Consider the following 14,448-nt stretch of genomic DNA (forward strand, 5'->3'; position numbering starts at 1 on the left):
CCGCTTCAGATCGGCCGGACGTCGGCGAGGAGAGCGGTCGCCGGCGCGCAGTGCGCGCACGGCGTGAAGCCGAGCTCCACGGCCTCGGCGACCGGCAACGTCTCGGGCTGCCAGCCAACCAGGTGGGGGCAGGTGGCGAGGTGGTAGCGGGGGCGGCCGTCGACGACCTCGACGGCGTCGTGCAGTCGGGCCACCCGGGCCGCCTCGGCGGTAGTGATCTGCTGGGCGGCCGGCTCGTCGACCGCCGTGACCGCGCCGTCGAACCCGTCGTCGGTCGAGGCCACCGTCGGCGACGCCGGACTGACGGGCCGGGCCCGCGAGGACACCTCGTCGGCCACGACCGGCGACGCCTCGTCGACGCGCGGCGGGTCGTACGGCGACGCCTCGTCGATCGGTGGGACGTGGTCGACCGGCGGCCCGGGTGGTTGCCGCCACCCGGTGCCGCCGGTACCAAACGTCGTGGGCACGTGCTGGACCGGCACCTCCGGCTCGACCAGCGGCGGCCCGTACGCGACATCCGGCGTGGCCTGGCTGGCCGTGCGGGGTGCGTCGGGGTGCCGCCGGTCGGTCCGGCCGGGATCCACCATGGCGCGGTTGGCGGCTGCCTGGCGAGCGCCCACCACCAACGCCACGGCGGCCAGCAGACTGGCCGCGATGGAGATGACCAACAAGAAGCTGGAGCCACCGGCCAGGCCGAGCACCAGGAGCACCACCGCGACGAGGATGAGCAGCAGACTTGCGACTATCACGGCTCACCCCCGCCGCGTCGAACCGTCCAGGCCGGGCCGGCGACCGTCACCATTGGCGGACAGCGATCGCCGGCCGGTGCTCAGCGTCCGGCTTCGAGGGCGCCGGAGCGCCCGCCGCCGCCGTACGAACCAGCGAGGCCCGCTGCGGCCAGCCCGTTGCCGCCGGCGACCCGGCCGGCTTCGGAGCGGGTCATCTCGGCCTCGAGGCCCTGGCCACGACCGTCGAGGTCACGCAGCTGGCTCTCCAGGTACGCCTTGAGCCGGGTGCGGTACTCGCGCTCGAACTGCTTGAGCTCCTCGATGTGCTTCTGCAGGGCCGTGCGCTTGGCGTCCAGGCCGCCCATGGCCTCCTGGTGCCGCTGGCGGGCGTCCCGCTCAAGGGCGTCAGCCTTCGCGCGCGCCTCCCGGGTCACCTCCTCGGCCTTGCTGCGAGCCTCGGACAGCAGCTGGTCGGCCTCGCGACGCGCGTCGGACACGTGGTCGTCGGCGGTGCGCTGGGCCATCATCAGCACGCGCAGAGCCTGCTGCTCACCGTCACCGGTGACGCCGCCGGCCGGGCCGCCGGTCGCGCGGACCTGCTCCAGCTCGGCCTGCATCGCGCGGGCAGCCTGCTCGGCCGCCGACTTGTCGCGCTGCACCCGGTCCAGCTGGGCCTTGACGTCGTTGAGCTCCGCCGCCAGTCGGGCGTCGCCGCCGGGGCCGGCGGGGGCACCGCCACGGCCGCCGCGCTCCACCTGGGCGCGCAGCTCGTTGTTCTCCTCGATGAGACGGGCGAGCTCGCGCTCGACCTCATCCAGGAAGGCGTCGACCTCCTCCTCGTCATACCCCCGTTTGCCGATCGGCGGCTTTTTGAAGGCGACGTTGTGGACGTCGGCCGGGGTCAGCGGCATCGAAACTCCTCGGGTCAGTTGCGGCCGCGAAAGCGCGTCGGTCATCAGGCAGATGCCCTGATCGACGGCCCTAACACGAACTCCATCAGCACGAACAGGATAACCAGGAGCACAAGGGAGGCCAGGTCGATGCTCACGGTACCAATTCGCAGCGGAGGGATCACACGCCTCAACGCGTTGAGAGGGGGATCAGTGACGCTCCACACGGATTCCAATCCTGCCGATGCTCCACGCCCCGGTTGCCAGCGACGGCCGTACTGCAGGACGGCGCTCAACACGAACCGGGACAGAAGAAGGAGCAGGAAGACATAAAGGATCAGGTACAGCACTTGCAGTAAGATCGACAACACGGTCAGCGACGTCCCTCGGGTCGGGCGGGGTCAACTCAGACTGAAAAAGCCGCCCTCAGCGATCTTGGCTTTGTCCTCAGCGGTGACCTGGACGTTAGCCGGTGAGAGCAGGAACACCCGATTGGTCACGCGCTCGATCGTACCGCGCAGGCCGAACGCCAGCCCGGCGGCGAAGTCCACCAGACGGCGGGCATCGGCCTCATCCATCTCGGTGAGATTGATGATCACCGGGACGCCGTCGCGGAAGTGCTCGCCGATGGTGCGCGCCTCGCGGTACGTGGTGGGGTGCAGCGTCGTGATCTGGTACCGCTGCTCTTCCTCGGGCAGGGCGCGCTCGCGCGCCGTGACCTGCGGCGCGAGAGCCAGGTTGTCCCGGGTGTGATAGGTCAGCGCGCCGGAGGTCTCGCCCGCCGACGACCGGGTGATCGACCGTACGCTGGACCGCTCGATCCGCTCCGGACGCTCACCGTCACCGCGCTCGGACTCGCTCAACCGCCCGCTCGGCCGCTCGGAGAGTCGGCCCCGCCCGCTGTCGCGCGGCCGCGGAGCCGGCGGCTCCTCGGCGTCGTCCTCGTCGTCGTCGGCGAACTCCTCGGCGTACCGGCTCTGCCGGTAACGCGAGTCGCGGTAGCCACCCTTGTCGTAGCCACCGTCGTCGTAGGCCCGCTCGTCGTCTTCTTCGACCAGACCGAGCCAGACCCCCGCCTTGCGCAGTGCACCCATCCCGCGCCCTTCCGTCCGCCGTGCGGCACGCGCCCCCGTGCCATGTCGCCCGTCGCGAGTGGACAACCATGCCCATCGGACCGGAACGGCAATCCCCCGGCGCGCGATTCGCGTCGCGCGCCACGACCCCCGACTAGGAGACGCCCGCCCCTGAAACAACACTGATGTAATTTGCTTGTCTCGCGGTCAGGCTACCGCAGCGTGGGACGCATTCCGAGCAACGCGCTACCGACGCGGACATGTGTCGCGCCGTAACGGATCGCGATGTCGAAATCTCCACTCATTCCGGCGGACAGCGCGGTCGCTCCCGGATGGACGACCCGAAAGGCGTCGGCGACCTCGGCGAGCCGGGCGAATGCCCGCTCCGGCTCCCACCCCAGCGGGGCGACCGCCATGAGACCGACCAGACGCAGCCCGGGCGCCTCGGCCACCGCCTCGGCCACCGGTTCCAACCCGGCGCCCGGATCCGCCGAGCCGGGCAGTGCCCCGCCCCGGGCCGCGTCGCCGTCGATGCTCACCTGAACCAGGGCGTCGAGCGGCGCCTGCCGTTCGACGGTCGCGGTGGCCAACGCCCGGGCCAGCCGGACACTGTCGACGGAGTGCACCACGTCGGCGTAACGGACCACCGAGCGGGCCTTGTTGCGCTGCAACTGGCCGATGAAGTGCCAGCGGGGACGCACCCCGGCGGCAGCCACCTCGGCGGCCTTACCGGCCGCCTCCTGGTCGCGGTTCTCCCCCATGTCGGTCACCCCGAGCCCGGCCAGCGCCACCACGTCGCTGGCCGGGTAGGTCTTCGTCACCGCGATCATCGTGACCTCGGCGCGGTCCCGGCCGGCCTGCGCGCAGGCGTCATCGATCCGGGACCGAACCTGTGCGAGACCGGCCGCGAGTTCGGCGCGCCGATCCGGTCGTACCGTGGCTGAGCTGTCGGTCATCGGCGGTGCTCAGGACCCGTTCTTGAGGAAGTCGGGAACGTCCACGTCGTCGAAGAGCACGCGACGTGGCGACTGGGCCGGCGCCGGGTTGGTGGCCGGAGCTGGCACCGGGGTGCTCTGCGGTGCCGGCTGGTTGGTGTTGCTCTTGCGGGTCGGCTCGGCCGCCTTGTACGCGGGCGTGCCGCCGTCGAAGCCCGCCGCGATGACCGTCACCCGCACCTCGTCACCGAGCGCGTCGTCGATGACCGCGCCGAAGATGATGTTGGCGTCCGGGTGGGCCGCGTCGGTGACCAACTGGGCGGCATCGTTGATCTCGAACAGGCCCAGGTCGGACCCGCCGGCGATGGAGAGCAGCACGCCCCGCGCGCCGTCCATGCTCTGCTCCAGCAGCGGGCTGGAGATGGCCGCCTCGGCCGCCTCGACCGCGCGGTTCTCGCCACGGGCGCTGCCGATGCCCATCAACGCGCTGCCGGCGCCGCTCATCACGCTCTTGACGTCGGCGAAGTCCAGGTTGATCAGACCCGGGGTGGTGATCAGGTCGGTGATGCCCTGCACACCCGAGAGCAGCACCTGGTCGGCCGTGCGGAACGCGTCCATCATGCTGATGTTGCGGTCACCCAGGGCCAGCAGCCGGTCGTTCGGGATGACGATCAGCGTGTCGCACTGGTTGCGGAGTTCGTCTATTCCCGACTCGGCCTGCACCTGGCGGCGCTTGCCCTCGAAGGAGAACGGCCGGGTCACCACGCCGATGGTCAGCGCGCCGAGCTTGCGGGCGATGTTGGCCACCACCGGCGCGCCGCCGGTGCCGGTGCCGCCGCCCTCGCCGCAGGTCACGAAGACCATGTCGGCGCCCTTGAGCACTTCCTCGATCTCGTCGCGGTGGTCCTCGGCGGCGTTCTTGCCGACGTCCGGGTTGGCCCCGGCCCCCAGGCCACGGGTCAGCTCGCGCCCGACGTCGAGCTTGACGTCGGCGTCGCTCATCAGCAGCGCCTGCGCGTCGGTGTTGATCGCGATGAACTCGACGCCCTTGAGCCCAACCTCGATCATCCGGTTGACGGCGTTGACGCCGCCACCCCCGATGCCGACGACCTTGATGACCGCCAGGTAGTTGTGCGGAGGTGTCATCTCCGGTCCTTTCCTTCGAGATTGGCTTCGGCCGACCGGGTACGGCGTGGCCAGCCCAGCGGCCGACAACAGCTGTCACCAGCGAGGATCAGGGGTGAGCCCTAACCCTCTACTAGAGGCTTACAGTTATGTCAACCACTGATCCTCTTCGGGGCAACGTAAGCGCCACCGCCCGATGAGCCAAGGACCCGGGCGGCGTGTCGCCGAGCGGAGCGCGACGGGTCACCTCCCCGCACGCTCACCGGTCAACGGAAGGTCACCACATCCGGCGCACTCACGTCGATCCGGTCGGTGTCCTCGTCGAGCAGCGCGGTGGCCACCCGGGCCTTGTCAGTGCCCCGCGTCGCGTCCCCCCAGATCACCGTCCGGTCCCCCCGCAACCGCAGGCTGATCCGGGCCAGCCCCTCCACGTTCACGTCCACCAGCTCCGTGCGCAGCTGCGGCGTCAGCGCGACGAGCACCTCCAGCCCGGCCCGGGTGCCCGGGTCGTCGGCGGCCGGCCGGGCCACCGTCACCTGCGGCAGGCCGGCCGGGCGTCGCTCCACAGTCCGGAACGCCACCCCGCTCCCGTCGATCATGGCGAACGCCTCCCCCTGCGGCACCACCGCCACCGCGGTCCGCTCGGTCACCCGCACCACCAGCGCGTCGGGCCAGTCCCGGGACACCGTGGCCCGCTCCACCACCGGCAGCGCGCCGACCCGTCGGGCCGCGGCGGCCAGGTCCACCCGGGCCAACGGCACCCCGTCCGGAACGCCGACCGCGTCGTGCACCTGCACCGGAGTGGCCAGCTTCGCACCCTCCACCCGCACCTCACGCACGCCGAACAGCCCGGTGCCGAGCACCGTCCAGGCGACCAGCCCGGCCAGGGCGAGCACCCCGGCGGCCACCGCCCACGGCAGCGCCGCACGCATGCGACGCTGCCGGGCACGCGCCATGAACCGGCGGGTCGACGGCGGCACCGCGTCGCGGCCCGCCCGGACCAGCTGCCACCGCCGGGCCGGACCTCGGCGCGGGGCGCCGCCGTCGGCGGCGCTGGTCCGCCCCCGGGCCGGGCCGGGACTCATCCGGCCGTCGGCGCCGAGCCGCCGGGCACGGCGGTGCCACCGAGAGCCGCACCGTCGCCACCGGACGTGGCCCCACCCGGTACCGGATCACCGATCGCCGGGGAGGTGGCCACCGGGTCGACGGTCGCGGTGGATGCCGAGCCGGCCGTACGCTCACCCAGGGCGGCCAGCAGCTCGTCGCCCATCAGCGAGATCGGCGGGGCGCCCATGGTGACCACCACGTCCCCCGAACGGGCCCGACGGGCCACCTCGACCGGGGCCTGCTCCCACGACTCCACGAAGACCTTGCGGTCGGCGGGCAGCTCCACCGCCGCGATCAGCGCCGCCGAGCCCTCGCCGGGCTGACGCAACTCACCCGGCCCGAAGACCTCCAACAGCACCACCTCGTCGGCGATGGCCAACGCCGCGGCGATCTCCGCCTGGTTGTCGCGGGTGCGGTACAGCCGGTACGGCTGGAAGACCACGATCAGCCGGCCGTCCCCGGCGACCTCGCGCAGCGTCTGCATCGCCAACGTCATCGACGTCGGGTGGTACGCGTACTCGTCGTAGACCAGCACGCCGTCCGCGACACCCTTGCGCTCGAAGCGCCGACGCACGCCGGGGAAGACCGCCAGCGCGGCCTCCGCCGCCTCCAGCGGCAACTCCAGCAGGTACGCGGTCAGCACCGCGGCGGCGCTGTTCAGCCCCATGTGCCGTCCCGGCACCGGCAGCCGGAACTCGCCCAGCGACCGTCCGTCGATGGCGGCCAGGTAGCGCACCCCCCGGGCGGAGGAGACCATCTCGGTCAACCGCAGGTCGGCGTCGTCCGCCTCGCCGTAGGTGAACACCCGCCGCCCCTCGGACCGCAGGCTCTCGGCCAGCCGTCGACCGCCCGGATCGTCGGCGCAGGTGATGATGAACCCGTCCGGGTCGGTGAGACGGGCGAACTCCACGAACGCCGCCTCCAGCGTCGCGTAGTCACCGTAGGTGTTCAGGTGGTCCGCCTCGATGTTCGTGATGATCGAGACGTACGGGCGGTAGATGAGGAACGAGCGGTCGCTCTCGTCCGCCTCGACCACGAAATGTTCGCCGGTCCCGTGGTGCGCGCCCGAGCCGACCTCGGAGATCTCCCCGCCGATCACGAAGGACGGGTCCACCCCGGCCTGCTGGAGCACCATCGTCACCATCGAGGTGGTGGTGGTCTTGCCGTGCGTGCCGGCGACGGCCACGGCGCGACGGCCGGTCATCGCCGCCGCGAGCGCCTCCGAGCGGTGCAGCACCCGCAGGCCGCGCCGACGCGCCTCGACCAGCTCCAGGTGGTCCTGGGGGATGGCCGACGAGTAGACGACGGTGTCGACCCCGTCGAGGTTGCTGACCTCGTGGCTGAGGTGGATGGTGCCGCCGAGCGCCCGCAGGCCCGCCAGCGACGGCCACTCCCGCAGGTCGCTGCCGGAGACCCGGATGCCCCGGGTGAGCAGCAGCCGGGCCACGCCGAGCATGCCCACCCCACCCACCCCGATCAGGTGGACGGCGCCCAGGTCCTCGGCGGTGAGCGTGCCGGCCGGGGTGAACTGCGCGGTCATCGGGCCACCGCCGCCAGCACGAAGGAACGCAGGGCCTCGTCGCCGTCGCGCCGGCCGTACGCCCCGGCGGCGGCGCCCATCGTGTACAGCCGCTGCGGGTCACGGATGAGCGGGATGACGGTGCGCTCCAGCCAGTCCGGGGTGAGCTCCGCGTCGTCGACCAGCAGCCCGCCGCCGGCCTCCACCACCGGCAGCGCGTTGCGCCGCTGCTCCTGGTTGCTGTGCGGGTACGGCACGTAGATCGTGGGCAGCCCGATCGCGGCCACCTCGGCGACGGTCATCGCCCCGCCCCGGGCCAGCATCAGGTCGGCCGCCGCATAGCCCAGCTCCATCTCGGACAGGTACGGCAGCGTCACGTACGGCACCGGCAGGTCGGTGGGGATCGGCACCGGTTCGTTGCGGGCACCCATCACGTGCAGCACCTGCACGCCGTTGCGGGCCAGTTCCTTGGCCGCGCCGGAGACCGCCAGGTTGATCGAGCGGGCGCCGGACGAGCCGCCGGAGACGAAGAGCACCGGCAGGTCCGGGCGGAGCCCGAAGTGGGCGCGGGCGGCGTTGCGCAGCGCGTACCGGTCCAGACCGGTGATGGCGCGGCGCAGCGGCACCCCGACCACTGTGGCGTCCCGCAACGACTCGGCCTGGCTCGGCTGGTTCGGGAAGCCGACGGCGACGTTCTTGGTGAACTTCATGCCCAGCCGGTTGGCCACGCCCGGTGGCACGTTCACCTCGTGGATCACCATGGGCAGCTCACGACGCCACGCGGCCAGGTAGGCGGGCACCGAGACGTACCCGCCGAAGCCGACGACCACCTCGGCGCGCACCTCGTCGATCACCTTGCCCGCCGCGCGGGCCGCCGTCCACATCCGGCCCGGGGTACGGACCAGGTTCATGTTGACCGACCGGGGCAGCTGGTACGCCGGGATCTGCCGCAGGTCGTAGCCCTGCGGCGGGATCAGGTCGTTCTCCATGCCCCGGGGTGTGCCGAGGCAGGTGATCCGGACGCCCGGGTCGTGTCGGCGCAGGCAGTCGGCGAAGGCGAGCAGCGGGTAGACGTGCCCCCCGGTGCCACCTCCCGCGAGCACCACCGAACGCAGCGGACCCATCAGCGTCTCCTCTCGCTCGCCGTACCCCTGCGGTTGCGGTCCTGGCGGACCCCGCGCGGCACGGCCTGGTCGTCGTGGCGCCGCTCGCGGGACCGGGGCACTGACCCTCGGCCAGCGGGCGGCGACGCCGGCCGGCGACGCCGGCCGGGAAGCGGCGGCAACGGGGCCCAGAGTAGTCGGACCCACCGGGCCGGCGGACGGGCATGCAGTGCTCTGGCCGCATCGGGTTCGGCGCGGGCGAAGGACGCCAGCATGCCGATGCCGGCCAACGTCACCACCAGGGCACTTCCGCCGTCGGAGATGAACGGCAGCGGCAGGCCGGTGATCGGCAGCAGCCCGACCACCCCACCGATATTGATCACGGCCTGGCTGACCAGCCAGGTGGTCACGGCCGTGGCGGCGAGCCGGCGGAACGGGTCGTCGACCCGTCGGGCGATCCGGAACCCGGTGTACGCGAGGACCGCGAACAGGCTGAGCACCACGGTGCAGCCGATCACGCCCAGCTCCTCGGCGATGATCGCGAAGATGAAGTCGTTGTGCGCCTCGGGCAGCCAGTCCCACTTCAGGCTGCCCTTGCCCAGCCCGACACCGAACCAGCCGCCGTGCTCGATGGCCAGCCGCCCCTGGTAGAACTGCAGGCAGTCGTTGAGTTTGCAGGTCTCCGGGTCCGGTGGGTTGAAGAACATGTCCAGCCGCGCGAGCCGGTAGTTGTCCGCGCCGCGCTCGCCGGAGCCGGCGCCCAGCGAGGCCACCGCGACGAGCAGGCCGATCCCGACCAGACCGGCCGCCGCCAGGGCGCCGAACACCCGCATCCGCACCCCCGCGGCCCAGAGCAGGCCGACGACCAGGGCCAGCAGGCAGAGCATCGTGCCCGTGTCGTTGTAACCGACCAGGACGAAGAGCAGGCCCACGATCGGGAACAGCGGGGTCGCCAGTTCGCGCCACCAGCCCAGCGCGGCGCCCTTGCGGGCGACCAGGTGCGCGCCCCAGAGCACCATCGCGAACTTGGCCAGCTCGGACGGCTGCAGCTGGATCCCACCGATGAACAGCCAGTTCAGCCGTGCCTCGACCGGGCCGATCTGCCCTGACTCCTGCCGGGTCAGCCGGGCGTAGGCGAGCAGCAGGTTGAGCAGCAGCAGCAACCCGATCGAGGTGAACAGCAGCGGCCGGCCCAGCGACCGGTAGGTGCTGGCCGGCAGGCGCTGGCAGATCCAGAAGGCGCCGATGCCGATCACCGCGAAGATGGCCTGCTTGGTCACCGAGGCCGAGGCGTTGCCGTCCTCGGCGTAGTCCTTGACGCTGGTCGCCGAGAAGACCATGGTCAGCCCGATCAGCAGCAGCAGGCCGGCGCAGGACAGCAGCAGGTAGTAGGAGGTCAGCGGTCGGTCCAGCAGGCCGCGCAGCGCGGCGAGGCCACCGGCCGCGTCGATGCCGCGCAGCGGGGTGGCCGCCACGGCCTCCGGCTCGCGTCCCGCCGGCCCGGACTCCCGCGCCCCCGGTCCGGACTCCCGGGCCGCCGCGCCGGGCTCCGGGCCGCGCGCCCCGGCGGTCACCGGTGTACGCGCCGCGCTCGGCGACCGTCGCGGCCGTCCGACAGTCCCATCCCCGGTGCCGATTTCCTCCCCCACCCCGACATCATCACCGCTGAACACGCCCCACCGCCCCACAACGCCCCACCGGGCGTGTCGAACCCGCCCCACCGCACTCCCACGACACCGCCCACCCACGTCGATCTTGCACTTTCTGTGCCGACAAAACACCCGTGAAAGGATGTTTCGTCAACCGAAACTGCAAGATCGACGGGTGAGAGGGTGAGAGGGGGCGGGGGCGGGGCCGGGTCAGGTCATGTTGGCGAGGAACTCGCTGTAGAACAGGCCCAGGGCGATGGCCACGCCGATGCCGGCGATGATCCAGAAGCGCACCACGATGTTGACCTCACTCCAGCCGGCCAACTCGAAGTGGTGCTGCAGAGGAGACATCCGGAACACCCGTTTACCGGTGGTCTTGAAGGAGATGATCTGGATCACCACGGACATCGTGATGATCACGAAGAGTCCGCCGATGATCGGCAGCAGCAGGATGGTGCGGGTGGACATCGCCATGCCGGCGATCAGACCGCCCAGCCCGAGCGCCCCCGTGTCACCCATGAAGATCCGGGCCGGAGAGGTGTTCCACCACAGGAAGCCCACACAGGCCCCGGCCGCCGCCCCGGCGATCAGCGCGATCTCCAACGGGTCGCGGACCTCGTAGCAGTACGGCTGGGTGTAGTTCGGGTCGGCGCACCAGTGCCGGTACTGCCAGAACGCGATCAGCGCGTACGCGGCGAGCACCATCACCGACGCGCCGGTGGCCAGACCGTCCAGACCGTCGGTGAGGTTGACGCCGTTCGTCGCCGCCATCACCACGAAGATGAAGATGATCACCGCGCCGACCTTGCTGACCTCCAGGAAGTCGATGTCCCGGATGAAGCTCAGCGTGGTGCTGCCCACCGTCTCGGTGTTGGTCGCCAGACCCGAACCGTTGGTCATCGTGCTCGGGAACCACAGCGCGATCACCCCGAAGACCGCACCGACCAGGATCTGCCCGAGCAACTTGCCGCGCTTGTTCAGCCCGGCACTGTTGCGCTTGCGCACCTTGAGGAAGTCGTCGAGGAAACCCACAGCGCCGGAGAAGACCATCAGACCCAGCAGCACCAGGGCGGTGATGGTCGGCTCCACCTGGGCGATCTGCTGGTCCGGCAGGGTGGTCAGGGCGAGGTGCCCGGCCACGTACGCGATCACCGTGGCCAGGATGAAGACCACGCCGCCCATCGTGGGCGTGCCCTTCTTGCCCTGGTGCATGGCGGGGCCGTCGGACCGGATCGGCTGACCGGCCTTGAGCCGGGTGAACACCTTGATCGCGATCGGGGTGCAGAAGAGCGAGACGAGGAAGGCCACCCCGATGGCGACGATGACCGCCCTCATCGAATCGACTCCCCGTCGGCGTCGGCGCGCAGGGCGTCGGCCACCTCCCAGGTCCGGTACCGGGAACCCTTGACCAGGACGACGTCACCCGGTCGTAGCTCGTTCCGCAGCACCTCGACGGCCGCCGCCTGATCGGTGAGCAGCACCGACTCTCCTCCCCAGTTCGCTACCGCTGTCGCGCCTTCGTGGATCGGCGCAGCCGGCTCACCCACCACGAGCAGCCGGTCGACACCCAGCTCGGCCGCGAGTCGGCCGACCTCGGCGTGGCCGTCGTACTCGAACGGGCCCAGCTCGGCCATGTAACCAAGCACCGCGACGGTACGCCGCCCCTGACCCATGCTGGCCAGAGCCCGCACCGCCACCGCCATCGAGGCCGGGTTGGCGTTGTACGAGTCGTCGATCACGGTCACCCCGTCGGGACGGTCGAAGACGTCCATCCGGCGGGTCGAGACCAACCCCAGCTCGCCCAGGGCCGTGGCCAGCTCGGCCAGCGGCATACCCAGCTCCCGGGCGACCGCCGCCGCCGCGAGCGTGTTCCCGACCTGGTGACGGCCGGCCAACCGAAGCCGCACCGGCGCGCGTCCCTCCGGCGTGACCAGGGTGTACGACGGGTGCCCCCGCTCGTCGAGCGTGACGTCCTCGGCGCGCACGTCGGCGTCGGGCGCCTCGCCGTAGCGGACCACCCGGGCCCGCGTACGGCCCGCCATCGCGTCGACCCTGGGGTCGTCGGCGTTGAGCACGGCCAGCCCGTCCGGCGGCAGCGCCTCGACCAGCTCGCCCTTGGCCTGCGCGATGGCGTCCTGCGAGCCGAACTCACCGATGTGCGAGGTGCCGACGTTGAGCACCACGGAGATCTGGGGCGGCACCAGCTCGCACAGGTACCGCACGTGCCCGACCCCGCGCGCGCCCTTCTCCATCACCAGGTAGCGGGTGTCCCGGTCGGCCTGCAGCGCGGTGTACGGGTGGCCCAGCTCGTTGTTGAACGAGCCGGGCGGTGCCACGGTGGCCCCGAGCCGGGCGGTCAGCTGACCGATCAGGTCCTTCGTGGTGGTCTTGCCGGACGAACCGGTCACGCCGATCACGGTCAGCCCGGGCAGCCGGTCCACCGCGGCGCGGGCCAGTCGACCCATCGCGGTCAGGGCGTCGTCGACGAGCACCATCGGCACCCCGGGCACCTCGCGGCTGCCGAGCACCGCCACCGCGCCGGCCTGGATCGCCGTCTGAGCGTAGTCGTGCCCGTCGACCTTCTCCCCCGGGAAGGCCACGAAGAGCGAACCGGGGCCCACCTTGCGCGAGTCGAACTCCACCGAACCGGTGACGGTGACGTCCGGGTCGGCGGACACCAGCCGACCGTCGACAGCGGCGGCCACCTCGGCCAGGCTCAGCGCGATCACCGCTGGCCCGCCAGGTCCCCGAAGCGGGCCCGCAGGGCCTCGGCCAACTCGGTGCTGTCGTCGAACGGAAACACCTCGCCCGCCACCTCCTGGCCACGCTCGTGTCCCTTGCCGAGCAGCGCGATCACGTCGCCCGGCTCGGCCAGCCGGACCGCCTCGTCGATCGCGGCACGGCGGCCCGCCACCTCGATGATCCGGGCGGACGTGCCGGCCCGGTACGCCCCGGCGAGCACCTCGGCGCGGATCTCCCCCGGGTCCTCGGTACGCGGATTGTCGTCGGTCACCAGCACCACGTCGGCTCCCTCCGCCGCGGCGGCACCCATCACCGGCCGCTTGCCCCGGTCCCGGTCCCCGCCGGCGCCGATCACACAGATCAGCCGGCCGGCGCTCAACTCGCGCAACGCGGCCAGTGCGGCCACTATCGCGTCCGACTTGTGGGCGTAGTCGACCACCCCGCGCACCGGCGCGGCCACGTCGACAAGCTCCAGCCGGCCCGGGACGCCACCGCAGGCGGCCACACCGGCCGCGGCGGTCACCGGGTCGACCCCGGCGCCGACCAGCGCGGCGATGGCCAGCAGCGCGTTGGCCACGTTGTGTCGACCGGGCAGCGCGACACCGGCGGAGAGGGCCACCCCGTCCGGGCCGTGCGCGGTGAACCGCTGTGCGTACCCCTCGCCGCCCACCCCGTCGGCCCACCAGGTCGCACCCTGGTCACCGGCCGCCGAATAGGTGACGGTGCCCGGCTTGAGCAGCGGCTTCAACGCCGGGTCGTCGTGGTTGAGCACCTCGACGGCGCAGCGCCCGTCGAAGAGCTGGGCCTTCGCGGCGAAGTAGTCGTCGCTGTCGGCGTGGAAGTCCAGGTGGTCCGAGCCGAAGTTGGTGTAGCCCCCGACAGCGAACCGCACCCCGCCCACCCGGCCCATGGCCAGGGCGTGGCTGGAGACCTCCATGACCACGGCGGTGACCCCACGCTCGCGCGCGGTGGCCAGCATGGCGTGCAGGTCGGTCGCCTCGGGGGTGGTGCGCACACTGTCGATCACCAGGTCACCGAGCCGGGTCTCCACCGTGCCGACCAGCCCGGTGGTGTGCCCGGCGGCCCGCAGCCCCGACTCGATCAGGTACGCGGTGGACGTCTTGCCGGCGGTGCCGGTCACCCCGATCACGGTGAGACCGGCGGTCGGGTCGCCGTACACGGCCGAGGCCAGTTCGCCGAGCACGGCGCGCGGGTCGGGCACCACCAGGGCGGGCAGACCACTCTGCGCCGCCAGCTCCGCGCCCGCCGGGTCGGTCAGCACCGCCACGGCACCCGCCTCGGCGGCACCGGTGGCGAACTCCGCACCGTGCCGGCGGGCACCGGGCAGCGCCGCGTACAGGTCGCCGGAGCGGACCTCCTGGCTGGCGTGGGTGACCCCGGTGACGACCACCGCGGCGGCGTCCGCCGGGAGGTCGACGGCGAGCCGGATGGCGAGATCACCGAGCCGAACTCCGGTCACGGTACGTGGACGTGGATTGCCGGGCACGGCGTCAGACCCTACCCGGTCGTCCGGTTCCGGCCGCACAGCCGCCCCGGTGGTTCGTCGGCACTCACCG

At 72.0% G+C, this 14,448-nt stretch carries 13 protein-coding genes; all 13 read right to left on the reverse strand.

The genetic code is table 11. The features are described 5' to 3' along the window. Nucleotides 1-5: 5 nt before the first annotated feature. Complete coding sequence (locus AB0C03_RS11835) at nucleotides 6-749, reverse strand: hypothetical protein (protein ID WP_030334498.1); 744 nt, start codon at nucleotides 747-749, stop codon at nucleotides 6-8. 80 nt (nucleotides 750-829) lie between these two features. Continuing rightward, entirely contained in the window at nucleotides 830-1,639 is an 810-nt protein-coding gene (locus AB0C03_RS11840; protein ID WP_036411965.1) for a DivIVA domain-containing protein, read from the reverse strand. Between the two features lie 44 nt (nucleotides 1,640-1,683). Further along, nucleotides 1,684-1,989, reverse strand: coding sequence for a YggT family protein (locus AB0C03_RS11845; RefSeq protein WP_030334503.1), 306 nt, complete (start codon nucleotides 1,987-1,989; stop codon nucleotides 1,684-1,686). Between the two features lie 30 nt (nucleotides 1,990-2,019). Further along, the gene (locus AB0C03_RS11850; protein WP_210862902.1) at nucleotides 2,020-2,712 is read right to left on the reverse strand and encodes a cell division protein SepF; all 693 of its coding nucleotides are present in this window, start codon (nucleotides 2,710-2,712) and stop codon (nucleotides 2,020-2,022) included. A 191-nt stretch (nucleotides 2,713-2,903) separates the two neighbouring features. Next, nucleotides 2,904-3,647 carry a YggS family pyridoxal phosphate-dependent enzyme gene (locus AB0C03_RS11855; RefSeq protein ID WP_030334507.1) on the reverse strand — a complete coding sequence of 248 codons (744 nt, stop codon included), beginning with the start codon at nucleotides 3,645-3,647 and terminating at the stop codon, nucleotides 2,904-2,906. Nucleotides 3,648-3,656: 9 nt separating this feature from the next. After that, nucleotides 3,657-4,772 carry a cell division protein FtsZ gene (ftsZ, locus tag AB0C03_RS11860; RefSeq protein ID WP_030334509.1) on the reverse strand — a complete coding sequence of 372 codons (1,116 nt, stop codon included), beginning with the start codon at nucleotides 4,770-4,772 and terminating at the stop codon, nucleotides 3,657-3,659. A gap of 245 nt (nucleotides 4,773-5,017) precedes the next feature. Beyond that, the gene (locus AB0C03_RS11865; RefSeq protein ID WP_030334511.1) at nucleotides 5,018-5,836 is read right to left on the reverse strand and encodes a cell division protein FtsQ/DivIB; all 819 of its coding nucleotides are present in this window, start codon (nucleotides 5,834-5,836) and stop codon (nucleotides 5,018-5,020) included. Next, entirely contained in the window at nucleotides 5,833-7,398 is a 1,566-nt protein-coding gene (gene murC, locus AB0C03_RS11870; protein ID WP_210861549.1) for a UDP-N-acetylmuramate--L-alanine ligase, read from the reverse strand. The genes AB0C03_RS11865 and murC overlap by 4 nt, the downstream gene beginning before the upstream one ends. Beyond that, entirely contained in the window at nucleotides 7,395-8,501 is a 1,107-nt protein-coding gene (gene murG, locus AB0C03_RS11875; protein ID WP_210861547.1) for an undecaprenyldiphospho-muramoylpentapeptide beta-N-acetylglucosaminyltransferase, read from the reverse strand. Before murG ends, murC begins: the two co-directional genes overlap by 4 nt. Then, a complete protein-coding gene (locus AB0C03_RS11880) occupies nucleotides 8,501-9,955 on the reverse strand; it encodes an FtsW/RodA/SpoVE family cell cycle protein (protein ID WP_030334516.1) in 1,455 nt (484 codons plus the stop codon). The genes murG and AB0C03_RS11880 overlap by 1 nt, the downstream gene beginning before the upstream one ends. 384 nt (nucleotides 9,956-10,339) lie before the next feature. Then, the gene (gene mraY, locus AB0C03_RS11885) at nucleotides 10,340-11,464 is read right to left on the reverse strand and encodes a phospho-N-acetylmuramoyl-pentapeptide-transferase (protein ID WP_030334519.1); all 1,125 of its coding nucleotides are present in this window, start codon (nucleotides 11,462-11,464) and stop codon (nucleotides 10,340-10,342) included. Beyond that, entirely contained in the window at nucleotides 11,461-12,858 is a 1,398-nt protein-coding gene (locus AB0C03_RS11890; protein ID WP_030334521.1) for a UDP-N-acetylmuramoyl-tripeptide--D-alanyl-D-alanine ligase, read from the reverse strand. Before AB0C03_RS11890 ends, mraY begins: the two co-directional genes overlap by 4 nt. Next, nucleotides 12,855-14,417, reverse strand: coding sequence for a UDP-N-acetylmuramoyl-L-alanyl-D-glutamate--2,6-diaminopimelate ligase (locus AB0C03_RS11895; RefSeq protein ID WP_030334523.1), 1,563 nt, complete (start codon nucleotides 14,415-14,417; stop codon nucleotides 12,855-12,857). The genes AB0C03_RS11890 and AB0C03_RS11895 overlap by 4 nt, the downstream gene beginning before the upstream one ends. Nucleotides 14,418-14,448 lie beyond the last annotated feature (31 nt).

The sequence above is a fragment of the Micromonospora parva genome, assembly GCF_040649675.1.
In the GTDB taxonomy this organism is placed as follows: Bacteria; Actinomycetota; Actinomycetes; order Mycobacteriales; family Micromonosporaceae; genus Micromonospora; species Micromonospora parva.

Coding starts and splice junctions, on each gene's coding strand:
- AB0C03_RS11840 (WP_036411965.1), bottom strand. CDS start 1,639: ATGCCGCTGACCCCGGCCGACGTCCACAACGTCGCCTTCAAAAAGCCG.
- AB0C03_RS11850 (WP_210862902.1), bottom strand. CDS start 2,712: ATGGGTGCACTGCGCAAGGCGGGGGTCTGGCTCGGTCTGGTCGAAGAA.
- AB0C03_RS11855 (WP_030334507.1), bottom strand. CDS start 3,647: ATGACCGACAGCTCAGCCACGGTACGACCGGATCGGCGCGCCGAACTC.
- ftsZ (WP_030334509.1), bottom strand. CDS start 4,772: ATGACACCTCCGCACAACTACCTGGCGGTCATCAAGGTCGTCGGCATC.
- AB0C03_RS11865 (WP_030334511.1), bottom strand. CDS start 5,836: ATGAGTCCCGGCCCGGCCCGGGGGCGGACCAGCGCCGCCGACGGCGGC.
- murC (WP_210861549.1), bottom strand. CDS start 7,398: ATGACCGCGCAGTTCACCCCGGCCGGCACGCTCACCGCCGAGGACCTG.
- murG (WP_210861547.1), bottom strand. CDS start 8,501: ATGGGTCCGCTGCGTTCGGTGGTGCTCGCGGGAGGTGGCACCGGGGGG.
- mraY (WP_030334519.1), bottom strand. CDS start 11,464: ATGAGGGCGGTCATCGTCGCCATCGGGGTGGCCTTCCTCGTCTCGCTC.